This is a genomic window from Bacillus songklensis, assembly GCF_042649685.1.
Classification (GTDB): Bacteria; Bacillota; Bacilli; order Bacillales; family Bacillaceae_H; genus Bacillus_BA; species Bacillus_BA songklensis.
In genome coordinates this window covers 219944-243880 of record NZ_JBHRZT010000007.1, presented here as the reverse complement: position 1 = coordinate 243880, position 23937 = coordinate 219944, and the positions used below count along the sequence as shown (strand labels likewise).

22 protein-coding genes and 1 pseudogene are annotated in these 23937 nt (G+C 41.6%); 22 read left to right on the top strand and 1 reads right to left on the bottom strand.

What is annotated here, in order from left to right:
• From ACFOU2_RS01800 to ACFOU2_RS01770, 7 genes and pseudogenes are all read left to right on the top strand, one after another.
• Positions 1-552: pseudogene (locus ACFOU2_RS01800) on the top strand (heme ABC transporter ATP-binding protein); the annotation flags it as partial.
• Positions 549-1607 (top strand): ABC transporter permease, encoded by a 1059-nt coding sequence (locus ACFOU2_RS01795; RefSeq protein ID WP_377911685.1) that lies wholly within the window; start codon positions 549-551, stop codon positions 1605-1607. The pseudogene ACFOU2_RS01800 and the gene ACFOU2_RS01795, both read left to right, overlap by 4 nt.
• A gap of 1 nt (position 1608) precedes the next feature.
• A complete protein-coding gene (locus ACFOU2_RS01790; protein WP_377911683.1) occupies positions 1609-2568 on the top strand; it encodes an ABC transporter permease in 960 nt (319 codons plus the stop codon).
• Positions 2569-2795: 227 nt separating this feature from the next.
• A complete protein-coding gene (gene yfmF / locus ACFOU2_RS01785) occupies positions 2796-4079 on the top strand; it encodes an EF-P 5-aminopentanol modification-associated protein YfmF (RefSeq protein WP_377911681.1) in 1284 nt (427 codons plus the stop codon).
• Positions 4079-5365, top strand: coding sequence for an EF-P 5-aminopentanol modification-associated protein YfmH (yfmH, locus tag ACFOU2_RS01780; protein WP_377911679.1), 1287 nt, complete (start codon positions 4079-4081; stop codon positions 5363-5365). Before yfmF ends, yfmH begins: the two co-directional genes overlap by 1 nt.
• Positions 5366-5434: 69 nt before the next feature.
• Positions 5435-6154, top strand: coding sequence for an elongation factor P 5-aminopentanone reductase (gene ymfI / locus ACFOU2_RS01775; protein WP_377911677.1), 720 nt, complete (start codon positions 5435-5437; stop codon positions 6152-6154).
• Between the two features lie 54 nt (positions 6155-6208).
• The gene (locus tag ACFOU2_RS01770; RefSeq protein WP_377911675.1) at positions 6209-6469 is read left to right on the top strand and encodes a DUF3243 domain-containing protein; all 261 of its coding nucleotides are present in this window, start codon (positions 6209-6211) and stop codon (positions 6467-6469) included.
• Between the two features lie 69 nt (positions 6470-6538).
• Here ACFOU2_RS01770 and ACFOU2_RS01765 read toward each other — a convergent pair whose 3' ends face one another.
• Positions 6539-6865 carry a hypothetical protein gene (locus ACFOU2_RS01765; protein WP_377911673.1) on the bottom strand — a complete coding sequence of 109 codons (327 nt, stop codon included), beginning with the start codon at positions 6863-6865 and terminating at the stop codon, positions 6539-6541.
• A gap of 73 nt (positions 6866-6938) precedes the next feature.
• On the opposite strand from ACFOU2_RS01765, the gene ACFOU2_RS01760 reads away from it, so the two are divergent.
• The 15 genes from ACFOU2_RS01760 to ACFOU2_RS01690 all read left to right on the top strand — a co-directional run bounded on the left by ACFOU2_RS01760 (position 6939) and on the right by ACFOU2_RS01690 (position 23880).
• Positions 6939-7730, top strand: coding sequence for a DUF3388 domain-containing protein (locus ACFOU2_RS01760; RefSeq protein ID WP_377911671.1), 792 nt, complete (start codon positions 6939-6941; stop codon positions 7728-7730).
• Between the two features lie 21 nt (positions 7731-7751).
• On the top strand, positions 7752-8666 hold the full coding sequence (locus tag ACFOU2_RS01755) for a helix-turn-helix domain-containing protein (protein WP_449237044.1): 915 nt from the start codon (positions 7752-7754) through the stop codon (positions 8664-8666).
• Positions 8667-8956: 290 nt separating this feature from the next.
• Positions 8957-9535, top strand: a complete 579-nt coding sequence (pgsA, locus tag ACFOU2_RS01750) for a CDP-diacylglycerol--glycerol-3-phosphate 3-phosphatidyltransferase (protein ID WP_377911667.1) — start codon at positions 8957-8959, stop codon at positions 9533-9535.
• 17 nt (positions 9536-9552) lie between these two features.
• Complete coding sequence (locus ACFOU2_RS01745; RefSeq protein ID WP_377911665.1) at positions 9553-10791, top strand: competence/damage-inducible protein A; 1239 nt, start codon at positions 9553-9555, stop codon at positions 10789-10791.
• Between the two features lie 282 nt (positions 10792-11073).
• A complete protein-coding gene (recA, locus tag ACFOU2_RS01740; protein WP_377911663.1) occupies positions 11074-12123 on the top strand; it encodes a recombinase RecA in 1050 nt (349 codons plus the stop codon).
• Positions 12124-12415: 292 nt separating this feature from the next.
• A complete protein-coding gene (rny, locus tag ACFOU2_RS01735; RefSeq protein WP_377911662.1) occupies positions 12416-13975 on the top strand; it encodes a ribonuclease Y in 1560 nt (519 codons plus the stop codon).
• A 137-nt stretch (positions 13976-14112) separates the two neighbouring features.
• Positions 14113-14907, top strand: coding sequence for a TIGR00282 family metallophosphoesterase (locus ACFOU2_RS01730; protein WP_377911661.1), 795 nt, complete (start codon positions 14113-14115; stop codon positions 14905-14907).
• Positions 14908-15271: 364 nt separating this feature from the next.
• On the top strand, positions 15272-15532 hold the full coding sequence (gene spoVS / locus ACFOU2_RS01725) for a stage V sporulation protein SpoVS (RefSeq protein WP_003181955.1): 261 nt from the start codon (positions 15272-15274) through the stop codon (positions 15530-15532).
• A 133-nt stretch (positions 15533-15665) separates the two neighbouring features.
• Complete coding sequence (locus tag ACFOU2_RS01720; RefSeq protein WP_377911659.1) at positions 15666-16586, top strand: dipeptidase; 921 nt, start codon at positions 15666-15668, stop codon at positions 16584-16586.
• A 212-nt stretch (positions 16587-16798) separates the two neighbouring features.
• Positions 16799-18538: a 2-oxoacid:acceptor oxidoreductase subunit alpha gene (locus ACFOU2_RS01715; protein WP_377911657.1), complete on the top strand. Its 1740-nt coding sequence runs from the start codon at positions 16799-16801 to the stop codon at positions 18536-18538.
• 1 nt (position 18539) lies between these two features.
• Entirely contained in the window at positions 18540-19406 is an 867-nt protein-coding gene (locus tag ACFOU2_RS01710; RefSeq protein WP_377911655.1) for a 2-oxoacid:ferredoxin oxidoreductase subunit beta, read from the top strand.
• A 181-nt stretch (positions 19407-19587) separates the two neighbouring features.
• Entirely contained in the window at positions 19588-20631 is a 1044-nt protein-coding gene (gene tdh / locus ACFOU2_RS01705) for an L-threonine 3-dehydrogenase (protein WP_377911653.1), read from the top strand.
• A 214-nt stretch (positions 20632-20845) separates the two neighbouring features.
• Complete coding sequence (gene miaB / locus ACFOU2_RS01700; RefSeq protein ID WP_377911651.1) at positions 20846-22375, top strand: tRNA (N6-isopentenyl adenosine(37)-C2)-methylthiotransferase MiaB; 1530 nt, start codon at positions 20846-20848, stop codon at positions 22373-22375.
• Between the two features lie 2 nt (positions 22376-22377).
• A complete protein-coding gene (locus ACFOU2_RS01695) occupies positions 22378-22812 on the top strand; it encodes a RicAFT regulatory complex protein RicA family protein (protein WP_377911649.1) in 435 nt (144 codons plus the stop codon).
• A gap of 531 nt (positions 22813-23343) precedes the next feature.
• Complete coding sequence (locus tag ACFOU2_RS01690; protein ID WP_377911647.1) at positions 23344-23880, top strand: outer spore coat protein CotE; 537 nt, start codon at positions 23344-23346, stop codon at positions 23878-23880.
• Positions 23881-23937 lie beyond the last annotated feature (57 nt).

Below are 23937 nucleotides of genomic sequence, written 5' to 3'. Positions count from 1 at the left end.
AGAAAAATTACCGAGTCAGGCGTCGGGCACATTCCGCAGGATCGCCATAAACATGGACTTGTGTTGGACTACACAATCGGGGAGAACATGGCCCTGCAAACATATTACAAAGAGCCGTATTCAAAATCCGGCATCTTGAATTATAAAAAGATATATGAAAAAGCAAAGTCACTGATTCAAGAATTCGATGTCCGCACACCGAGTGAATACACACCTGCCCGTGCATTGTCAGGCGGAAACCAGCAGAAAGCCATTATCGCCCGTGAAGTGGACCGCAGTCCTGATTTGTTGATCGCCGCACAGCCGACGCGCGGTTTGGACGTTGGTGCCATCGAATTCATCCATTCTAAACTTGTGGAAGAACGTGATAAAGGAAAAGCGGTTTTACTCGTGTCGCTTGAATTGGAGGAAGTCATGAATTTAAGCGACCGCATTGCCGTGATTTATGAAGGAAAGATTGTCGATATTGTCGATCCAAAAACGACCAACGAACAAGAGTTGGGGCTGTTGATGGCTGGGGGAAAACGTGAGAAAGTGGGGGACATGTCATGAATAAGTTTTTGAAAAATGAGCGAACGGTCAATATTATCATCCCTGTGCTGGCAGCGATCCTCGGCCTGGCGGCTGGAGCGGTCATCATGTTTCTCGGCGGCTACGATCCGGTTGTTGGTTACAGCTCTCTTTTGGACGGAATGATCGGAAGTCCAAAATCAGTCGGAGAAGTCATCCGCGCAATGACACCGCTTATTTTAGCGGGGATTGCGGTCGCGTTTGCCTTTAAAACAGGCCTGTTCAATATCGGGGTAGAAGGGCAGTTACTGGTGGGATGGCTTGCTTCCGTATGGGTAGGTTACGCCTTTGATTTGCCCAAGGCTATTCACCTTCCCCTGGCTATTCTAGCGGCTGCATTGGCGGGAGCGTTATGGGGATTCATCCCTGGCCTGTTAAAAGCCCGTCTAAAAGTTCATGAAGTCATTGTCACGATCATGATGAACTATATTGCGCTATATACAACAAGTGCCATCATCAAAAACTTTTTATATGCAGGTAACGAGAAATCATACAACATTAAAGAGTCGGCTTCATTGGCTTCTCCATTCCTTGCGTCGATTACGGATAACTCGCGCCTTCACTATGGTATTATTATAGCGCTTCTCGCTGCTTTAGTGATGTGGTTCTTATTAAACAAAACGGCAAAAGGCTATGAATTGCGTGCGGTTGGTTATAACCAGCATGCTTCTCGGTATGCGGGGATGAATGTAGCCCGAGATGTCGTATTATCCATGGCGATTTCCGGCGCATTTGCCGGACTGGCGGGAGCGATGGAAGGGCTTGGCACGTTCCAAAATATGAACAGCCTCTCTGCCTTTACGGGTACAGGATTCGATGGAATCGCGGTGGCGTTGTTGGGCGGAAACAATGCTGTTGGGATTGTTTTGGCGGCTGCATTGTTCGGGGGATTGAAAACGGCCGCTCCTGAAATGAACTTTATGGCGGACGTTCCCTCTGAGCTGATCGATATTGTCATTGCCTTAATCATCTTCTTCGTAGCGTCGAGCTATATGATTCGCTGGTTCTTCAATCGCTTAAGCAAGGAGGGGAAGTAGGATGAGCTTTTTAGACATTTTGGCTACCATTATCCAGGCCACTTTATTAACGGCTGCTCCACTGATTTTTACCGCACTTGGCGGTGTATTTAGTGAACGTTCGGGTGTGGTGAATATCGGATTGGAAGGACTTATGCTTTTTGGTGCGTTTACAAGTATTTTAACCACCTTGATGATGCAAGATTCATTAGGAGCGGTTTCGCCATGGCTGTCCATTCTCATTGCGGCGGTCGCGTGCGCCATCTTCTCGCTTATCCATGCGGTTGCCAGCATTACATTAAAAGCAGATCAAACGGTAAGCGGTGTAGCATTAAATTTTTTAGCTGCGGGATTATCGGTCTTTTTAATTAAAAAGATTTTTGGGAAAGGACAAACGGACTTTATCGATTTCCGTATCAATAAAAGTGATATTCCGGTTTTGTCTGATATTCCTGTATTGGGCAACATCTTTTTCTCGTCGATTCCGGTTACATCCTATATGGCGATTTTGGTTGCGTTCATTGTTTGGTACATCATTTATAAAACGCCGTTCGGCTTGCGCCTTCGATCTGTAGGGGAACATCCGATGGCGGCAGATACAATGGGGATTAACGTAACAGGAATGCGCTACACAGGTGTGATGATTTCGGGATTTCTTGCAGGAATCGGCGGAGCGGTATATGCAACGTCCATTTCGGGGAACTTCGCGGGCGGCACGATTTCCGGACAGGGCTTCCTGGCCCTTGCAGCGATGATTTTCGGAAAATGGCACCCGATCGGGGCAATGGGTGCGGCACTCTTCTTCGGCCTGGCGCAGTCCCTGAGCTTGATTGGGGCACAAATTCCATTGCTAAAGGATATTCCACCACTCATATTAACCCTTGCACCATATGTATTAACGATTTTAGCGCTGGCCGGTTTTGTAGGCCGTGCCGAAGCTCCAAAAGCATTGGGAACACCATATGAGAAAGGAAAACGTTAAAAAATCATCCCGCCTAATAAGGCGGGATGATTTTTTATATAAAAGAAAGTCAATTGGCTTCCATTTACATAAAAAATTCATTCATCTATCATTACTTTTAAGTTGAAAATGTTTCCATATGTTCGTTATAGTGTAAGAAAGATTAAAACAGTTATAAGTGATTAAAACTAGAAACATGGCTTCATGATTGTCATAATGAATGTTCAGTTTGAAAAGGAGGTTTTTATATGAAGTTGTTAACGGAAGAAAAACATGAGTTAAATGGATTGACCGTTCATACGATTCAAACAGCCAAATATAAAACGAACACACTGATTTTAAAACTTAATTCACCGCTGCGTGAAGATACGGTGACATTAAGGGCCCTGTTGCCGTATGTGCTCCAAAGCGCTACCGCTTCCTATCCGTCAACCACAAAGCTCCGCACTTATTTAGATGATTTATATGGGGCTACTTTACAAGTGGACTTATTAAAAAAAGGCGAATGGCATGATATGACTTTTCGCATAGATGTAGCGAATGAAGCATATTTAAAAGATACGACTCCTCTTTTAAAAGAGGCATTGGTGCTATTGGGCGATATTTTATTAAAACCAGCTCTGGAAAACAATGTGTTTTTGCCGAATGTCGTAGAGCAAGAAAAGAGATCGTTACGTCAGCGTATTCAGGCTGTATTTGATGATAAAATGCGCTATTCAAACTTGCGTCTTGTAGAAGAAATGTGTAAAGGAGAACCGTACCATCTTCATGTTAATGGCCGTGTAGAAGATATTGATGCCATCACACCAGCCTCTCTTTATGAGTATTATCAATCGGTGTTAGAAGAGGACTCTCTTCATTTATATATCATTGGCGATATTAACAAAGAAGAGGTACTTGGATCTGTTAAACAGGTGTTTACGTTACCTGCCAAGAGGACACGCCAATATCGAGGGGAACCGACACAGAAAAACATCGAAAAGGTAAACGAAGTCATTGAGAAACAAGATATCAAACAAGGAAAATTAAATATCGGCTACCGCACAAATATAGTATACGGGGACCCGGAGTATTTTGCTTTGCAGGTGTTTAATGGCGTCTTCGGCGGTTTTTCCCACTCGAAATTATTTATTAATGTTCGCGAAAAGGCGAGTCTTGCTTACTATGCGGCATCACGTGTGGAAAGCCATAAAGGATTATTAATGGTCATGTCTGGCATTGATGCTAAAAACTATGAACAAGCTGTCAAGATTATTAATGAACAAATGGAAGCGATGAAAAAAGGCGATTTTACAGAACAGGAGCTTGAGCAAACAAAGGCCGTTATTCATAATCAGATTCTTGAGACAATCGATACCGCAAGAGGTTTAGTGGAAGTCCTATATCATAACGAATTGGCCAGTACAACGATTTCAATCGAGGATTACTTGCAAGGTATTAAAGCAGTGACAAAAGAAGAAGTCATCGCAGCGGCGAAGAAAATCGAGCAAGATACGATTTATTTTTTACGAGGAATGGGCGGTGAAGAATAATGGAGAAAATACCGTTTTCGCAACTAAAAGAAGAGTTATATCATGAAAAATTGCCAAATGGACTAGAAGTCTACATTTTGCCAAAACCAGAATTCAATAAGGCATATGCAACATTTACAACCAAATACGGATCCATCGATAATAAGTTTGTCCCTTTAAAAGAAAATGAAATGATTAAAGTGCCGGATGGAATTGCCCACTTCTTGGAACACAAATTGTTTGAAAAAGAAGATGGTGACGTGTTCCAGCAGTTCAGCAAACAGGGAGCTTCCGCCAACGCTTTCACATCATTTACGAGAACTGCTTATCTATTTTCCAGTACATCTAATTTTGAGCAAAATCTCGAGACGTTAATGGATTTTGTACAAGAACCTTACTTTTCCGACAAAACAGTTGAGAAAGAAAAAGGGATTATCGGTCAAGAAATTACGATGTATGATGATAATGCCGATTGGCGTTTATATTTTGGTGTGATTCAAAACATGTACCATCATCATCCAGTTAAAATCGATATAGCAGGCACGATTGATTCCATTTCTGAAATTACAAAAGAATGGTTGTATACGTGCTACGAAACATTTTATCACCCGAGCAATATGTTGCTGTTCGTTGTTGGTCCAGTCGATCCTGAGAAAGTGATGAATCAAATCCGCGATAACCAAGCGAAAAAGGATTATCAGGATCAAGCGGAAATCAAGCGTCATTTCGAAGAAGAGCCAGAGGGTGTCGCAAAAGAGAAGCAAGTGCTCCCGATGAGCGTTCAATCATCAAAATGTTTGGTTGGAATCAAAGCGAAGCACCCACAGCGCTCAGGCCGGGAAATGCTTGTACATGAACTTTCCGTGAATATTATGCTTGATCATTTATTCGGAAAAAGTTCTGTGCACTATGAAAAACTGTATCAGGAAGGGCTGATTGACGAAACGTTCTCTTATGATTATACGGAAGAGACAGGTTTCGGGTTTGCGATTATTGGCGGGGATACCGAAAAGCCGGATGATCTGGCTGAGAAAATAAAGGACATTATACTCAAAATGAAAGAAAATCCAATGACTAAAGAACAATTGGATCGAGTTCGCAAAAAGAAAATCGGCGCATTTCTGCGTTCTCTCAACTCTCCCGAATTTATCGCCAACCAATTCACAAGATATGCGTTTAATGACATGAATTTGTTTGATGTAGTGGATGTGTTAGAAACGTTAACGACAGAAGATATTGAGCGGGTAACAAACGAACTGGTGGATGAAAACAACATGACGGTTTGTCAAATCGTCCCGAAACAATAAAAAGATGGAGAAAAGCATCCCTTTGCAAGAGGAAGGGAGCTTTTTCTGTTTTGGTAAGGAGCGTCAAGTTTGGAAAAATATGCATTGATTATCGGGGCAAGCGGAGGAATTGGAGCCGCTTCCGCTAAAAGGCTAGCTCGGGATGGCTACTCCCTTGTTCTCCATTATAATAAAGGAATAGAAGCGGTAAAGCAGCTAGAAAGAGAGCTGCAAAATACGAATGTCATTGTTGTTCAAGCCGATCTTACAAAATCAGATGGGGCCAAGAAGCTGTGTAATCAACTATCCGTGCCAATCGAATTAATCGTGTACACAAGCGGCAGCAGCTATGTAGGCCTTGTTACAGACATGAATGATGTTCAAATACAAAAAATGGTACAGTTGCATGTGACAAGTCCATTCCAACTCGTGAAGGAATTATTGCCTTCTATGATTCAGCGCAAACGAGGGAACATTGTCGTCATTTCTTCCATATGGGGATTAACAGGTGCTTCCTGTGAAGTGCTGTACTCAACTGTGAAGGGTGCCCAAAACGCCTTCGTAAAAGCGTTAGCCAAAGAAGTGGCCATGAGCGGCATTCGTGTAAATGCAGTAGCGCCTGGAGCTGTAAACAGTAAAATGATGGATGTGTTTACAGAGGAAGACAAAGCGCTGATTTGCGAAGAAATTCCGATGGGAAGATTAGGGGAATGTGAAGAAGTAGCCGATGCGGTCTCCTACCTGGCCTCTGGCCAATCATCTTATATTACTGGACAAATTCTTTCAGTTAATGGCGGATGGCATACATAAAAAATGTGTAAGGGTACAAACTACGATATGAACAAACCTAAAGGAGGGTTCTTCATGTCAGTATTAGAGAACTGGGATTCTTGGAAAGACTTTTTAGCGAATCGCTTACACCATGCACAAAACGAAGGGATGAGCAATGAGGTTGTATCCAACCTTGCTTATCAAATTGGTGGTTATTTAGCAACTCAGGTAGAAGCAAAAAATCCACAAGAAAAAGTGTTGGCAGATCTTTGGAGTGTAGCTTCTCCAGAAGAGCAGCAAGCAATTGCAAGCACGATGGTAAAACTTGTCCAAAATAATGGCACACCACAATAAGAGAGGAATTTCCCTCTCTTTTTCTTTTACATAAATAATACACTCGTTCACAAAGTCAGGGTTTATTAATCATACGAAATCATTTATATTTAATATATGCAGAAAAGCGGAAGCGGCTCGTTCAGGGACTGGCTTCGCTTCTTCACCAGAAGCGAAGCCAGTCCCTAGCCGCTGGAGCTGGACAATCAGGAAAAGGGAAGCAGGCTCGCTCGTGCTCATAGGAGGCTGGAACCGCCGACGAGAAGTCGCTTTTTGACTTCGTGGAGGTGATGAAGTAACCGTAGAGCATAGCGTGCGGAACTGGACAACGAAGGAACGAAGACTAAGAACGCGACGTCCTGTCGCAACGTCTTCACTTGCACGTCCGTGTGCTTCAAGTGAATCAAGCTCGTTCACATACTTCAAGGGGAATTAGTATTATTGAATGAGATAAAAAGGTAATTTAATCCTTGTTTAGGGAGAGGGTTTCATGTCAAAGATTGAGTGGTATTTAGAATATCAAATCCAAAAAAACCGACCTGGTTTGCTGGGGGATGTTTCTTCTTTATTAGGAATGTTGTCCATTAATATTGTCACAATAAATGGTGTAGATGATCAACGGCGCGGTTTGCTTTTGCGCTGTGATTCCAATGAACAAATTGAAAGACTTGAATCTATATTAAAGACAATGGATAATATAACTGTCACGAAATTAAGACAACCAAAATTGCGTGATCGTCTTGCAGTACGACATGGACGTTACATACAACGAGATGCAGATGATAAAAAAACATTTCGTTTTGTTCGCGATGAATTGGGGCTGCTGGTTGATTTTATGGCAGAACTCTTTAAACAAGAAGGACATAAGTTAATAGGAATTCGAGGAATGCCGCGTGTAGGTAAAACTGAATCCATCGTTGCAGCCAGTGTTTGTGCTAATAAGCGCTGGTTATTTGTGTCTTCGACCTTGCTGAAGCAAACGATTCGCAGTCAACTTATTGAAGAAGAGTACAATGAAAATAACATTTTTATCTTGGATGGAATTGTCTCAACAAGAAGAGCCAATGAAAAACATTGGCAGCTGGTAAGAGAAATTATGCGTGTGCCTGCTACTAAAATCATTGAACATCCAGATATTTTTGTGCAAAACTCGGAATACTCTTTGGATGATTTTGAATATATCATTGAGCTGCGTAACAATCCGGATGAAGAAATTACATATGAAGCAGTTGAAGGCCCATCTATGTTTTCAAACGGCGGTTTCTCGATGTTTGATTTTTAACATAATTGGAAGGTGTTATCATTGACAGAACTAGGTAAAAGACTGAGAGAAGCGCGAGAGCAACAAAACATGTCACTTGAGGATCTACAGAAGTTGACAAAAATCCAGAAGCGTTATTTGATTGGCATTGAAGAAGGAAAGTACGAACTAATGCCGGGGAAATTTTATGTTCGTGCCTTTATTAAGCAATATTGTGAAACGGTCGGATTGAATCCGGAAGAAATTTTCGAGGAGTATAAGTCTGATATTCCTGCCACACAGACAGAAGAACTCCCCGACCAATTATCGCGTGTCCGTACCCACAAGGAGTCAGGAGTACAGGATTCCAAAATCTTCGACGCATTGCCGAAAATTTTATTGACAGTTGGAATTATCGGGATTGCCGTATTGATCTGGGTGTTTGCCCAAAATAGAGAAATGGCTAAAACTAAAGAAGAGGTTTCTCCGGAAACAGTAACAGAGATAGAACAATCGAAAGAATTATCATCGACAGAAGAAAAACCGGCAAAAGAATCGGAAAAGAAAACAAAAGAGCAGGATAATGAAAAAGACAACATAAAACAAGATGAGGCTAAAAAGCCGAAAGAAGGAACGAATGATCAGAAAGTTATCGAAACACAAAAAAGTGGTAAAACAGCAGTTCTTCAGTTACAGAATGCAGATGAATTTCAAGTGGAAGTTACTTCAAAAGGTGAGACGTGGGTAGGAATTAAAAACGGAAAAGGCAACTCTTTCTATCAAGGAATGTTAAAAGCGGGAGAATCAAAAACATTCGATTTTACAAAAGAAACAGAAATTCGCTTTAACATCGGAAATACACTTGATACAGATTTGAAGATCAATGGACAAACTGTACAGTTTCCATTCAATCCGGGCGATCAAGTACAGCAAATCATTACGATTCAATATTCGCCGGCTGATGGAGCCAATTCCTAAGTTTAAATAATCGTCTTTCTATTCATGTGCAATGGGAGTAAACGGAAATATTCGATTCTATCGGATTTAGCTGGAAAGCCCATTGTACGAAGGAGTGGACTCAAAGCCTGCTCCTTCGTTGTACAAGGAGTCTTCGAATCAAATGAGTCGTCAACAAGACTTTTGGCTTTATTGGATTTTTCATGTCGATTCATTTGATGGGGTAATCTAAACCTATGTCTTTTCGTGGTGTAGGTCACCCTATCTTCTCTACGTTTCATACTGCTTAATGTGATATTGGAGGAATAACTGTGAATTTACCTAATAAAATTACGATTTCAAGAATATGTTTAATTCCCTTATTTCTAGTGATTATGCTTGTTCCGATTTCATGGGGAGAATGGCAGGCAGGTTCTGTGTCAATCCCCGTTACCCACCTTGTAGGAGCCGTTATTTTTATCATTGCTTCCACGACGGATTGGATCGACGGGCATTATGCGCGAAAATATAACCTTGTAACAAATCTCGGTAAGTTTCTGGACCCTCTTGCCGACAAATTGCTCGTATCTGCTGCCTTGATTGCGTTAGTTGAGCTTCAGCTCACTCCCGCATGGGCGGCCATTGTTATTATCAGCCGGGAATTTGCGGTTACAGGTTTACGATTAGTGCTTGCGGGGGAAGGAGAAGTTGTAGCGGCAAATATGCTTGGGAAAATTAAAACATGGGCACAAATTGTGGCCATTTCCGCTCTATTGCTACATAATTTACCGTTCGAGCTCGTATCGTTTCCATTTGCGACGATCGCTCTATGGATTGCAGTAATCTTTACGATTGTATCAGGATGGGATTACTTTGCGAAAAACAAGCATGCATTTGTCAATTCTAAATGAAAAGCGAGATGAAGAACATGAATGCGGAGATTATTGCGGTCGGTTCTGAATTGCTGCTCGGGCAAATAGCCAATACGAATGCTCAATTTATCTCAAAACAGCTGGCTGAAATTGGTGTAAATGTCTTCTATCACACCGTGGTAGGGGATAATGGGACAAGATTAAAAAAGGCGATTGAAACTGCGCAGCAAAGGGCGAATCTCATTATTTTCACAGGGGGATTGGGCCCGACCAAAGATGATTTAACGAAAGAGACGATTGCAGAGGTACTCGGCAAACAGTTGGTCATCCATCAAGGGGCACTTGACAGTATTGAAGATTATTTCCGCCAAACAAATCGGGTCATGACACCAAATAACCGAAAGCAGGCGCTCGTTTTGGAAGGATCCACCGTGTTGTTCAACCACTATGGAATGGCTCCAGGCATGGCTCTTAAAATAGATGATATTCATTATATGCTGCTGCCTGGTCCGCCAAAAGAAATGCAGCCGATGTTCCAGAAATTCGGACAGGCCTATATAAAGAAACAGCTCGGTAAGACTGAACGGATTGAATCGCGTGTCCTGCGTTTTTTCGGAATCGGCGAATCTCAGCTTGAAACAGAAATTGAAGATTTGCTTGACCGCCAATCCAATCCTACCATTGCCCCTTTAGCGGGCGACGGGGAGGTCACACTACGGTTAACAGCCAAGCATTCATCACTAGAAGAGGCGATGAAAATGCTGGATGAGGCAGAAAAAGAAATTCAGCGGCGGGTCGGCGAGTATTTCTATGGCTATGATGACACTTCTCTTTATGCCGAATTAGCTGAAACGCTTAAAGAAAAAAAGTTGACTATTGCCAGTGCCGAAAGCTTAACCGGCGGGTTGTTCAGTGAACGGTTAACCTCTATTCCAGGTGCGGGAAGTATTACCCGCGGGGGGATTGTCAGCTATCATACGGATGTGAAAGAGCATTGTCTTGGTGTATCCCATGATACCCTTCACGATTATGGAGCTGTGAGTCATCAGTGTGCCAAAGAAATGGCCGAAAATGTTCGAAAGCTTTGTGGTTCAGATATTGGTATTAGCTTTACAGGGGTAGCGGGACCGAAAATACAAGAAGGAAAAGAAGTAGGCACGGTGTTTATGGGAATTGCAATTGAAGACTGTCCAACAGAGGTATTTCACCTGCAATTATCAGGCGATCGCCAATCCATCCGTACCAAAACGGTCAAATACGGATGTCATTACCTGCTTCGATTATTGCATGTCTAGTCTGGGCACCTGCTCTCGGGTTGCCCGCTGTTAAGAATATGGAAGCTTTTTCTTTTACCAGTTGCGCTTCAGCGCAACTGGTTTTTTCATGGAGGCGGCTGCCCGCCTCCATGAAAAAATCGAACATTTATTCGTTTTTTGCTTGGCAAATGATCAAAAAAACTGTATAGTATTAATAGAAAGTTGCTAGTAAGCTTTACGAAACAAATTTAACTGTTTCGATGATTTTATAAATGGGAAATGAAACTTGCAGAGGCAAGTCGACATAGAGGAGGAAATTACGTGAACGATCGTCAAGCTGCGCTTGAGATGGCGTTAAAACAAATTGAAAAGCAATTTGGTAAAGGTTCTATTATGAAGCTTGGAGAGCAAACAGAACGAAAAATTTCAACGGTTCCGAGTGGTTCATTGGCCCTTGATGTAGCTTTAGGAGTGGGTGGTTATCCACGTGGACGTGTTATCGAAATTTATGGACCTGAAAGTTCAGGTAAAACAACATTCGCTCTTCATGCAATCGCGGAAGTACAACAACAGGGGGGACAAGCAGCATTCATCGATGCTGAGCATGCCCTTGATCCGGTTTATGCTCAAAAGCTGGGTGTAAACATCGATGATTTACTTCTTTCTCAGCCGGATACAGGAGAACAAGCGTTAGAAATCGCAGAAGCTCTTGTTCGAAGCGGAGCTGTAGATATCATCGTTATCGATTCAGTTGCTGCTCTTGTTCCAAAGGCAGAGATTGAAGGGGAAATGGGTGACGCACATGTAGGTTTACAAGCACGTTTAATGTCACAGGCTCTCCGTAAGCTATCAGGTGCTATCAATAAATCTAAAACGATTGCGGTATTCATCAACCAAATTCGTGAAAAGGTTGGAGTTATGTTCGGAAACCCTGAAACAACTCCAGGCGGACGCGCGCTTAAGTTCTATTCATCCGTACGTTTAGAAGTGCGTCGAGCTGAACAATTAAAACAAGGTAATGATATTGTAGGTAACAAAACGAAAGTAAAAGTTGTGAAAAATAAAGTAGCACCTCCATTCCGCACAGCAGAAGTCGACATCATGTATGGTGAAGGAATTTCAAAAGAGGGCGAGATTTTGGATATTGGTACAGAATTGGATATCGTTCAAAAGAGCGGCTCTTGGTATTCATACAACGAAGAGCGCCTGGGGCAAGGACGCGAGAACGCGAAGCAATTCTTAAAAGAGAATCCAGATCTTCGCACAGAAATTGCGATGCAAATTCGTAACCATTACGGCTTAAATGAGAATGGCGAAGCAACTGTTCCAGCAGAAATGGCAGATGAAGACCAAGAAGAATTTGAACTGTAAGCTACTCAAAGAGGCACACGACCGTGTGTCTCTTTTTGTTAGGCGGAACTAAAAGGAATGAAAGTGACCCGATATTCATGAAAGCCGTTTCAGTCTTTATTTTTCAAGGATGACAAAGTATGACAGGCTTGACAATAAAATTGACCGCCTTTACAATTAAATTGTATATTTTCCATTTTTCAAGTATTGAAGACTGTTAAAAGCCTTTGTGTGTATGTTGAAACATGAAACAATATACATGCCGACAATTTTTAATGTTACTAACAAGTTCATAGCAAGAGGAGGTGATATGATGGAACCAATTACGATCATCTTCATTTTGCTTGCCACTATCGTCGGTGCAGTTGTTGGCTTTTTTGTTCGCAAATCGATTGCGGAAGCTAAAATAGCGGGCGCAAAGTCAGTTGCAGATCAAATCATTGACGAAGCGAAACGTGAGGCAGACGCCCTAAAGAAAGAAGCCCTGCTTGAAGCGAAAGATGAAATTCATACTATTCGTACAGAGGCGGAACAAGATATTCGTGATCGCAGAATTGAACTTCAAAAACAAGAAAATCGATTAATGCAAAAAGAAGAGAATCTTGACCGTAAGGATGAATCTTTAGATAAGCGAGAAGCGATGTTAGAGAAGAAAGAGGATTCTCTCGCTATTAGACAACAGCAGATTGAAGAGATGGAAAGCAAAGTGGAAGAGATGGTGCGTAACCAACAAGCGGAGTTGGAGCGTATTTCAAGTTTAACGCGAGAGGATGCACGTCAAATCATAATTGAACGTGTCGAAAACGAGCTTTCCCATGAGCTTGCTCTTATGGTAAAAGAAAGTGAAATCCGTGCAAAAGAGGAATCAGATAAAAAGGCGAAAGAGATTCTTTCCCTTGCGATTCAACGTTGTGCTGCTGACCATGTGGCAGAAACGACGGTATCGGTTGTCAACTTGCCAAATGATGAAATGAAAGGTCGCATTATCGGCCGTGAAGGACGGAACATTCGTACGTTAGAGACCTTAACAGGTATTGATCTAATTATTGACGACACACCAGAAGCCGTTATTCTTTCTGGTTTTGATCCTATTCGTCGTGAGACTGCGAGAATCGCTCTTGATAAACTTGTTCAAGACGGACGTATTCACCCTGCCCGAATTGAAGAAATGGTGGAAAAGTCTCGTCGAGAAGTGGACGAGTATATTCGCGAAGTGGGTGAACAAACTACGTTTGAAGTAGGTGTTCACGGTCTCCATCCGGATTTAATCAAGATTTTAGGACGCTTGAAATTCAGAACAAGCTACGGACAGAACGTCTTAAAGCACTCAATGGAAGTGGCTTTCCTGGCAGGCTTAATGGCTGCCGAATTAGGGGAAGACGAAGTGCTGGCAAGACGAGCAGGTTTACTGCATGATATTGGAAAAGCCATTGACCATGAAGTAGAAGGCAGTCACGTTGAGATTGGGGTAGAATTAGCGACGAAATACAAGGAGCATCCAATCGTTATAAATGCTATTGCTTCACATCATGGTGATACGGAACCAACGTCTATTATTGCCGTTCTTGTTGCTGCGGCAGATGCTTTATCAGCCGCACGTCCTGGTGCACGAAGCGAAACGCTTGAAAACTATATTCGCCGCCTTGAAAAGCTGGAAGAGATTTCAGAGTCATATGAAGGTGTAGAGAAATCGTTTGCGATTCAAGCCGGACGTGAAGTTCGTATCATGGTGAAACCAGATACGATTGATGATTTAGAAGCTCATCGATTAGCACGCGATATCCGCAAACGTATTGAAGAGGAATTGGATTATCCTGGTCATATTAAAGTAACGGTTATTCGCGAGACACGCGCTGTCGAATATGCAAAATAGAGCAAGAAAAGGCCAAGAACGACTGTTTTGTGTTCTCGGCCTTTTTTGTATTTTACTTAATGTGCTTTGAAGGTAGCATTTGTGCTATAATAAGCTATTAACAAAATTGAACTACACTACATAGAAGGGGCTTTATAATGAGAATTCTTTTTGTCGGAGATGTAGTCGGATCTCCAGGTCGCGACATGATTGAAACATATTTACCTAAATTAAAACAAAAGTATTTGCCGTCTATCACGATCGTGAACGGAGAAAATGCGGCCCATGGAAAGGGGATTACGGAAAAAATTTACCGACGTTTTCTAGAACTGGGAGCAAATGTGGTAACGCTCGGTAATCATGCGTGGGATAAAAAAGATATTTTTGATTTTATAGATGATGCCAAACAGATGGTTCGTCCTGCCAATTACCCGGAAGGAGTGCCGGGGAAGGGGATTGTGTACTTTACTTGTGATAACCAAGAAGTAGCTGTCATTAATTTGCAGGGGCGCACGTTCATGCCGCCCATTGACTGCCCGTTCAAAAAGGCTGATGAACTAATCGAAGAGGCGAAAAAGCGTGCTTCAGTGATTTTTGTAGATTTCCATGCGGAGGCTACAAGTGAGAAACAGGCATTAGGATGGTATTTAGATGGAAAGGTAACAGCTGTGGTGGGGACACATACACATGTCCAAACAGCTGATAATCGTATTCTAACGAATGGAACAGCTTATATTTCGGACGTAGGGATGACAGGTCCTTACGATGGTATTTTAGGAATGGAACGTGAAGCCGTCATCAAAAGGTTTTTGACGAATCTTCCTGTCCGTTTTGAAGTAACAGAAGGCCGCCAACAATTAAGTGCGGTCGTTATCGATGTTGATCGAAAAACTGGTAAGGCAAAGAAGATTGATCGAATTTTAATTAACGACGATTATCCTTTTTTTGAATGATGATGAAGCAAGAAACGAGTCGTTCCTATTGCGCATTCAAAGCAAAAGAAACTCATTTGTGAACTTATGAGTCATTCTCTCAAATGAACCGTCATGAGAAACCCGTTTTGGGATTTCTTTGACGGTTCATTTTAGTTTAATAACATGAGGTCTTCTCTATACAAGGTGATGGTATAGCCTTATTTCGGATAAAAGAGAATGAATGCAAGAACTCCAGCGGAAAAAATGATTGAATTTTTTGAAAAAAAGGAAGGGAAAGCAGGAATACGTTCCAAATATCGTGAATATAGTATCAATGAAATCAATAACCCAATGTTCTAATGAACGCTCAGCATACATTGTAAAGAATAAGGAGGAGCTCGGAATGGAGATATTAAAGGTTTCAGCAAAATCTAACCCAAATTCTGTAGCTGGTGCACTTGCGGGAGTATTGCGTGAAAGAGGTGCAGCAGAAATTCAAGCTATTGGGGCAGGAGCATTAAATCAGGCGGTAAAAGCAGTAGCGATTGCAAGAGGATTTGTAGCACCAAGCGGCGTTGACTTAATTTGTATTCCGGCATTCACGGACATTCAGATAGATGGAGAGGAACGAACAGCAATTAAATTAATTGTAGAGCCGCGCTAAATATAGCAGGCATTGAAGGGGATGGATCAAAAGTGTACGTGCACTTTTGATCCATTTTTGTATGTTCCGTCTTTTTACTGCTCTTTTTTATATTAACTTATCAACAAAGTACAGGAGAAAAGGGAGATATTTTATGAAAATATTTGATGCTCACTGTGATGTGCTGATGAAGTTATGGATGAACCCCCATTTATCTTTTTTACATAATCATATCTTACATGTGACATTTAAAACGTTAAAAGAAACGGGTGCAAAAGTGCAGTTGTTTGCTATCTATGTTCCGGAAAGTGTAACGTATGAACAGCGATTTGATGTAGCGCTTGAAATGGTTCAGCTATTCCATACGCACATCTTATCGATTCCTAATATGAAACTTGTATGCACAAAGCAAGATATCGATTATTTGAAAGAGGATGAAATCGGAGCGGTGTTGACACTTGAGGGCTGTGATGCAATTGGCCATAATTTGGCCCGTTTGTATACGTTATTCCGCCTTGGGGTGTCCGCGGTCGGATTGACGTGGAATTATAGCAATGCTGCAGCCGACGGAATTCTAGAAGAAAGAGGAGCTGGCCTTTCTTCCTTCGGAAAACAAATTGTGCAGGCAAATAATGAGGAGAAGGTATGGACAGATGTATCCCATATATCTATTAAAGGATTTTGGGATGTCATTGAGACGGCCGATTATCTCATTGCTTCCCATTCGAACGCCTATTCACTCTGTCCCCATCCTCGGAATCTAAGAGATGATCAAATAAAAGCAATCATCCAAAAAAATGGAGTGATTGGAATTACATTTGTGCCTGAATTTTTGACGGAGCGACAAGATGCGACCATTGATGATGTGTTGAGGCATGTTGATTATGTGTGCGGCCTTGGCGGAGAGCATCATATTGGTTTTGGCTCAGATTTTGACGGTATCAGTGAAACACCGGACGGGCTACATAACTATCGGGGATACGATGAGTTGAAAAATCGGCTGTTGAAATATTATTCTGATTCGCAAGTGAATAACTTCCTTTTTCACAATTTCTATAAAAGAATCCCAAAGTAACAAAAAAATCTAAAAATAGTCATATTTTCGTCAATAAATCTTTGGAAAGGCTTGCAATTTTCTGATGATAGGTCTAGAATTGTAGACGATTAGTACATATCCAAACAATGAGATAGATTTTTATAGACTAAAAGTTTTCATTCTAGTGATTTGCTTGGAGAAGTGCTACACTAATACTTGTAAGGATCATCGTAATTAAAGGGGTGTAAGATATGGTAAAACAACTTTCATGGAAAGTTGGCGGACAGCAAGGGGAAGGCATCGAAAGTACAGGGGAAATTTTCTCCATCGCGTTAAATCGTTTAGGGTATTACTTATACGGGTATCGCCACTTTTCATCTCGTATTAAAGGTGGTCATACTAACAATAAAATTCGTGTAAGCACGACTCAAGTTCGCTCTATTTCTGACGACCTTGATATTTTAGTAGCTTTCGACCAGGAAACAATTGATGTGAACTTCCACGAACTTCGAGACGGCGGGATTGTCATCGCGGATGCAAAATTTAATCCAACCATTCCTGAAAATACTGCCGTTACTTTATACTCAGTTCCATTTACGGAGATTGCAACTGAACTTGGAACTTCCTTAATGAAAAACATGGTAGCAGTTGGAGCATCAAGTGCAGTGCTCGATTTAGATATTGAAGTGTTCCAGGAAATGGTTCAAGAAATCTTCGGTCGAAAAGGCCAACAAGTTGTAGATAAGAATATGGAAGCGATTCGTCAAGGTTCGGAATTTATTAAACAACAACTTGGCGACAACGTCCAAACAATGAAGCTTGAAAAAGCAGACGGCAAAAAACGTTTGTTCATGATCGGTAATGATGCTATTGCGTTAGGCGCAGTTACAGCGGGATCACGTTTTATGCCTGCATACCCTATTACTCCAGCGTCAGAAATTATGGAATATTTGATTAAAAAGCTTCCAGCACTTGGTGGAACGGTTATTCAAACAGAAGATGAGATTGCGGCATGTACAATGGCAATCGGTGCAAACTATGCGGGTGTTCGTGCATTAACAGCATCTGCGGGTCCTGGTCTTTCATTAATGATGGAAGCAATCGGTTTAGCGGGTATCACCGAAACACCTGTCGTTATCATAGATACACAACGCGGTGGTCCAAGTACAGGTCTTCCGACAAAACAAGAGCAATCAGATCTAATGGCGATGATCTATGGTACTCATGGTGAAATTCCAAAAATCGTAATGGCACCAAGTACCGTACAAGAAGCATTTTATGATACAGTAGAAGCGTTTAACCTTGCAGAAGAATACCAATGTCCGGTTATTCTTTTAACGGATTTACAGCTTTCTTTAGGTAAACAAACGGTAGAACCGTTAGAATATGATAAAGTTGAAATTCGCCGCGGTAAGCTTGAGCTAAATCCTCAATTACCTGAGATAGAAAACAAAGGATACTTCAAGCGCTATGAAGTAACAGAAGACGGTGTGTCACCACGTGTTGTTCCTGGCGTACCAAACGGTATTCACCACGTAACAGGGGTAGAGCATGATGAAACCGGTAAGCCGTCTGAAGCACCGCTAAACCGCAGAGCGCAGATGGACAAACGTCTTCGCAAAACCCAGAACATCAACTTTAAAACACCGGTACATAAAGATGCCAAACATGAAGAGGCTGATCTTCTAATCGTTGGTTTTAACTCAACAAGAGGCGCAATTGAAGAGGCTATGGTTCTTTTAGAAAACGAAGGATTAAAAGTAAACCATGCACATGTTCGTTTGATTCATCCATTCCCAACAGACGAAATTTTACCTCTTGTGCAGTCAGCTAAAAAAGTCGCTGTCGTGGAAAATAACGCAACAGGACAGCTTGCAAATATAATGAAAATGAATGTAGGGCACGCTGAGAAGATTTCAAACGTATTGAAGTACGATGGAAATCCATTCCTACCACATGAACTTTATTCAAAATGCAAGGAGTTGTTCTAAAATGGCGACATTCAAAGACTTTCGTAATAGTGTAAAACCAAACTGGTGCCCTGGCTGCGGTGACTTCTCTGTACAGGCGGCTATTCAGCGTGCAGCTGCTAACGTGGGTCTTGAGCCGCATGAGTTGGCAGTGATTTCCGGTATCGGATGTTCTGGACGTATTTCCGGTTACATTAACTCTTATGGTTTCCACGGCATTCATGGCCGCTCGTTGCCAATTGCTCAAGGTGTAAAAATGGCAAACCGCGATTTAACAGTTATCGCTTCAGGCGGTGACGGTGACGGTTTTGCAATCGGTATGGGTCATACAGTACATGCTATTCGCCGTAACATCGATATCACATACATCGTTATGGATAACCAAATTTACGGTTTAACAAAAGGTCAAACTTCACCGCGCAGTGAAGTTGGCTTTAAAACAAAAAGTACGCCGCAAGGGTCAGTTGAATCAGCGCTTTCCATTATGGAGCTTGCTTTAACGGCTGGTGCGACATTCGTTGCACAAAGCTTCTCAAGTGATCTAAAAGAGTTGACTTCTTTAATCGAACAAGGTATTCAACATAAAGGGTTCTCATTAATCAACGTATTCAGCCCTTGTGTAACCTATAACAAAGTGAATACTTACGATTGGTTCAAAGAAAACTTAACAAGCTTAAGCTCTGTTGAAAATTACGATCCTGGCAACCGTAACATGGCAATGCAAACATTGATGGACAAAAAAGGTTTAGTAACTGGTCTGATTTATCAAAATAAAGAGCAAAAATCTTATCAGGAGCTTGCTCATGGATACAGTGAAACACCTCTTGTACATGCAGACTTAAACTTGCCTGAAGAGGAGTTCAACAAACTAGTTGCTGAATTTATGTAAGAATAGGAATCCCTGTTTAGCTTATCCGCTAAGCAGGGTTTTTTTTATTTCCTTCTACCCTCTTTAATGTGCTCGCATATCTTTTTCACATGGACACGTTAGCTTTAAGTACAAGATTTGAGAGAAGAGAATAATATAAAAAATATCAATAAGAAGGCATCTTAAGGGTAGGAGAGTGTTCATGTTGAGAGGACAAATGAAAGCATTAATGAAACATCATCGGGGAGCGGGGGGCAGGCTGGAGGAAGTAGATATTCCAACCTTAAGGGAAAACGAGGTGTTGGTGCGTGTTAAGGCCACATCCATCTGCGGTACGGATGTTCACATTTACAAATGGGATGAGTGGGCGCAAAGCCGTGTTCACCCTCCTTATATATTCGGTCATGAATTTGCAGGAGAAGTCGTCGAGGTGGGACAAAAAGTTACCAATGTTCAAGTGGGTGACAAGGTATCGGCTGAAACCCATTTAGTATGTGGCGCATGCCCGCCGTGTTTAAGGGGACAGTACCATATTTGCTTGAGAACGAAAATTATCGGGGTGGATACAAATGGATGTTTTACGGAGTATGTGGCGTTACCTGAACGTAACATTTGGAAAAATCCAAAAAATATGCTTTATGAAGTGGCAGCGATCCAGGAACCGATGGGGAATGCTGCACATACTGTCCTCTCAGGAGAAATGACAGGAAAGACAGTGGCTGTCATCGGCTGCGGCCCCATCGGATTAATGGCGATCAGCATTGCGCAAGCAGCCGGAGCATCAAAGGTATTGGCCTTCGATGTGAATGAATATCGACTGCAACTGGCCAAAAGAATGGGTGCAACGATTGTCATTCATTCCATAAAAGAAGACCCTGTAAAGCAAGCCATCAAGTCAACAGGAGGCTATGGTGTAGATGTCATCTGTGAAATGTCCGGGAATCCGGCTGCAATCAATCAAGCATTCAAAATGGTTACAAATGGCGGGCGTGTTTCTATTTTAAGTTTGCCGACCCGGCCTGTAGAAATCGATGTGACGAATGATATCGTGTTTAAGGGCGTTATCGTTCAAGGAATCACTGGAAGAAAGATGTTTTCAACGTGGCAGCAAGTTTCACAGCTATTACAATCAGGAAAAGTGGATATGGTTCCATTGCTCACCCACCGGTTCCCGCTTGAAAAGTTTGAAGAAGCTTTTGTCTTAATGATACAAGGGAATTGCGGCAAGGTCATTTTAATACCTTAATTATAAATTGCGGAATGTTCAGATTATCTGCACAATTGAGGTTCACTTCTATCTTTAGTGTTTTGAAACTACTCTTTTCTTCTTTTTCACGGAAGTTGGCCCTAAAGGAAACTGGAGGGCCAACTTCCATGTATCCTCTTATTGTGTATTAGAGGAGGAAGATATATACTAAGATAATGTGACTATCTTTTAAATAGTTGAAAGGAGAATTAGAATGAACGAAAAACAACGTCTAGAAAGCACGCAAGTTAATCCTTCGGACAAAAAATCCGAAAAGGATTACAGCAAATATTTCCAAACAGTCTATATGCCTCCTTCATTAAAGGATGCAAAAAAACGCGGAAAAGAAGAAGTTAAATACCATCATGATTTCAAGATTGATGAGCAGTTCAGAGGTATGGGAGACGGCCGCAAGTTTTACATTCGTACGTATGGCTGCCAAATGAACGAGCATGATACAGAAGTTATGTCGGGTATTTTCATGGCACTCGGTTATGAACCAACTGATCGTTTAGAAGATGCGAATGTCATTCTTTTAAATACATGTGCGATTCGTGAGAACGCGGAAAATAAAGTGTTCGGGGAAATCGGCCATTTAAAACAATTAAAGAGAGAAAAACCGGATCTTCTTTTAGGTGTATGCGGCTGTATGTCACAGGAAGAGTCAGTTGTTAATAAAATTTTAAGTAAACACCAGCATGTAGACATGATTTTTGGTACGCACAACATTCACCGTTTACCGAACATTTTAAATGAAGCTTATTTATCAAAAGAAATGGTAATTGAAGTATGGTCTAAAGAAGGGGATGTTATCGAAAACCTTCCAAAGGTGCGCAAAGGTAACATTAAAGCATGGGTAAACATTATGTACGGCTGTGATAAGTTCTGTACGTACTGTATCGTTCCTTATACTCGCGGTAAAGAACGCAGCCGCCGTCCGGAAGAAATTATCCAAGAAGTCCGTCACTTAGCTGCACAAGGCTATAAAGAGATTACCCTATTAGGACAAAACGTTAACGCATACGGAAAAGACTTCGAAGATATCACGTACGGTTTAGGTGACTTAATGGATGAAATCCGTAAAATTGATGTCGCTCGTGTTCGTTTTACAACAAGTCATCCGCGTGATTTCGATGATCATTTAATTGAAGTGTTGGCAAAAGGCGGAAACCTAGTTGACCATATCCACTTGCCGGTTCAATCAGGAAGCACTGAAATCTTGAAGATCATGGCTCGTAAATATACACGTGAACAATATTTAGAACTTGTTCGTAAAATTAAAGAAGCAATTCCAAACGTTTCGTTAACAACAGATATCATTGTTGGCTATCCGAATGAAACAGAAGAGCAGTTCGAAGAAACCTTATCACTTTATCGTGAAGTTGGATTCGACAGTGCCTACACATTCATTTACTCACCGCGTGAAGGTACACCAGCGGCCAAAATGCAGGATAATGTACCAATGGAAGTGAAGAAAGAACGTTTACAGCGTTTAAATGCCGTTGTCAATGAATTTTCTGCTCAGAAATTGAAGGAATATGAGGGGAAAGTTGTCGAAGTACTAGTAGAGGGTGAAAGTAAAAACAATCCGGATGTATTAGCCGGGTACACTCGAAAAAATAAACTTGTCAACTTTAAAGCGCCAAAATCAGTGATCGGTCAACTTGTCAAAGTGAAAATTACTGAAGCTAAAACTTGGTCTTTAAATGGGGAAATGGTAGAAGAAGTCGCAGAGGTGAAATAAAGATGGCACCATATACAAAAGACGAAATTGTACAACGCGCCAGGGAACTTGCCAACATGATTGCAGAAACAGAAGAAGTAGAATTTTTCAAGCGTGCTGAAGCACAATTAAACGAAAACCAAAAAGTGCGGGAGATGATTGCAAGCATTAAAAGTTTGCAAAAACAAGCCGTCAACTTTCAGCATTACGGTAAAACGGAAGCATTAAAGCAAGTTGAAGCTAAAATTGATGCAATCCAAGCAGAATTAGATGAACTTCCAATCATTCAAGATTTCCAAGAGTCGCAAGTAGTTGTAAACGACTTGTTACAATTAGTGGCAAGCACGATCTCCAAACATGTAACAGACCATATCATCGAATCGACCGGGGGAGACCTGCTCCGTGGTGAGACAGGTTCCAAAGTGCGCGCAACAAACGGAATGGGTTCATGCAACTAAGAAAAACGGAGAAAGCCCGTTTAAGCCGATAGGATGTTGGAGCTTCTGAGAAGGAGTCGCTTTTTGACTCCGCAGGAAGAAGTGAAACAGCCGTACGGCTTGGCTTTCGCAGCTAGACAACTAAGAAAAGCGGAGAAAGCCCGTTTAAGCCGATAGGATGTTGGAGCTTCTGAGAAGGAGTCGCTTTTTGACTCCGCAGGAAGAAGTGAAACAGCCGTACGGCTTGGCTTTCGCAGCTAGACAACAAAGAAAAGCGAAAAGGGCGGGTATTCACCGCCCTTTCTTTTTTATTTGCATAAGGGTTTGACAAGAGATTATAAGATAACTTGTCAAACCCTTATGCTTTTCAAAAAGGGCGAGGGTGTTTTTGGATTCTCGCCCTTTTTGAAAAGTAGGTCATTCTTGGCACATGCGAGCATACAATGAACTATAGCGGTTTTTATGCTTTTTTAGTTTTACAAAATAAAATGCAAATTTGTTATAAAACATGCATAGGATGAAATGAAGATTGTTTGAGGAGGGTATGTTCGCATGTCACATTATAGAGAAATTATTACAAAAGCGGTCGTCGGCAAAGGGAGAAAGTTTACACAGTCATCCCACACAATTGCACCACCCAACAGACCTACAAGTATTCTTGGCTGCTGGGTTATTAATCATCAGTATAGAGCAGAAAAGTGTGGAAATGCAGTGGAAGTAGAGGGAACATACGATATAAATATATGGTATTCACACAGAGATAATACGAAAACGGAAGTATGTACAGAGACGGTAGCTTATAAAGACGTCATAAAGCTCCGTTACAAAGATGAAGATGCCGTCAGTGATGATTGTGAAGTAATTGTACGCGTACTGCAGCAGCCAAACTGCTTGGAATGTACAATTTCTCCTAATGGAAATAAAGTGTTGGTACAAGTAGAAAGGGAATTATTGGCTGAAGTCATTGGCGAAACAAAAGTATGCGTTGCCGTAGATCCGGAAGGTTGCTCCGATGATGACGATTTTGATGTGGATGATGATGAATTCGAATCTCTAAACACAGATTTCATCCTCGGTGACGAAGAATAATGAACGTTTTATGATTAAGGGCTCATCTCTTGAGGAGGTGAGCCATATTGTATGTTG

Coding starts and splice junctions, on each gene's coding strand:
- ACFOU2_RS01710 (WP_377911655.1), top strand. CDS start 18,540: ATGGCGACATTCAAAGACTTTCGTAATAGTGTAAAACCAAACTGGTGC.
- miaB (WP_377911651.1), top strand. CDS start 20,846: ATGAACGAAAAACAACGTCTAGAAAGCACGCAAGTTAATCCTTCGGAC.
- ACFOU2_RS01790 (WP_377911683.1), top strand. CDS start 1,609: ATGAGCTTTTTAGACATTTTGGCTACCATTATCCAGGCCACTTTATTA.
- spoVS (WP_003181955.1), top strand. CDS start 15,272: ATGGAGATATTAAAGGTTTCAGCAAAATCTAACCCAAATTCTGTAGCT.
- ACFOU2_RS01690 (WP_377911647.1), top strand. CDS start 23,344: ATGTCACATTATAGAGAAATTATTACAAAAGCGGTCGTCGGCAAAGGG.
- yfmH (WP_377911679.1), top strand. CDS start 4,079: ATGGAGAAAATACCGTTTTCGCAACTAAAAGAAGAGTTATATCATGAA.
- ACFOU2_RS01760 (WP_377911671.1), top strand. CDS start 6,939: ATGTCAAAGATTGAGTGGTATTTAGAATATCAAATCCAAAAAAACCGA.
- ACFOU2_RS01730 (WP_377911661.1), top strand. CDS start 14,113: ATGAGAATTCTTTTTGTCGGAGATGTAGTCGGATCTCCAGGTCGCGAC.
- yfmF (WP_377911681.1), top strand. CDS start 2,796: ATGAAGTTGTTAACGGAAGAAAAACATGAGTTAAATGGATTGACCGTT.
- ACFOU2_RS01695 (WP_377911649.1), top strand. CDS start 22,378: ATGGCACCATATACAAAAGACGAAATTGTACAACGCGCCAGGGAACTT.
- ACFOU2_RS01770 (WP_377911675.1), top strand. CDS start 6,209: ATGTCAGTATTAGAGAACTGGGATTCTTGGAAAGACTTTTTAGCGAAT.
- ACFOU2_RS01720 (WP_377911659.1), top strand. CDS start 15,666: ATGAAAATATTTGATGCTCACTGTGATGTGCTGATGAAGTTATGGATG.
- ACFOU2_RS01745 (WP_377911665.1), top strand. CDS start 9,553: ATGAATGCGGAGATTATTGCGGTCGGTTCTGAATTGCTGCTCGGGCAA.
- tdh (WP_377911653.1), top strand. CDS start 19,588: ATGTTGAGAGGACAAATGAAAGCATTAATGAAACATCATCGGGGAGCG.
- rny (WP_377911662.1), top strand. CDS start 12,416: ATGGAACCAATTACGATCATCTTCATTTTGCTTGCCACTATCGTCGGT.
- ACFOU2_RS01795 (WP_377911685.1), top strand. CDS start 549: ATGAATAAGTTTTTGAAAAATGAGCGAACGGTCAATATTATCATCCCT.
- ACFOU2_RS01715 (WP_377911657.1), top strand. CDS start 16,799: ATGGTAAAACAACTTTCATGGAAAGTTGGCGGACAGCAAGGGGAAGGC.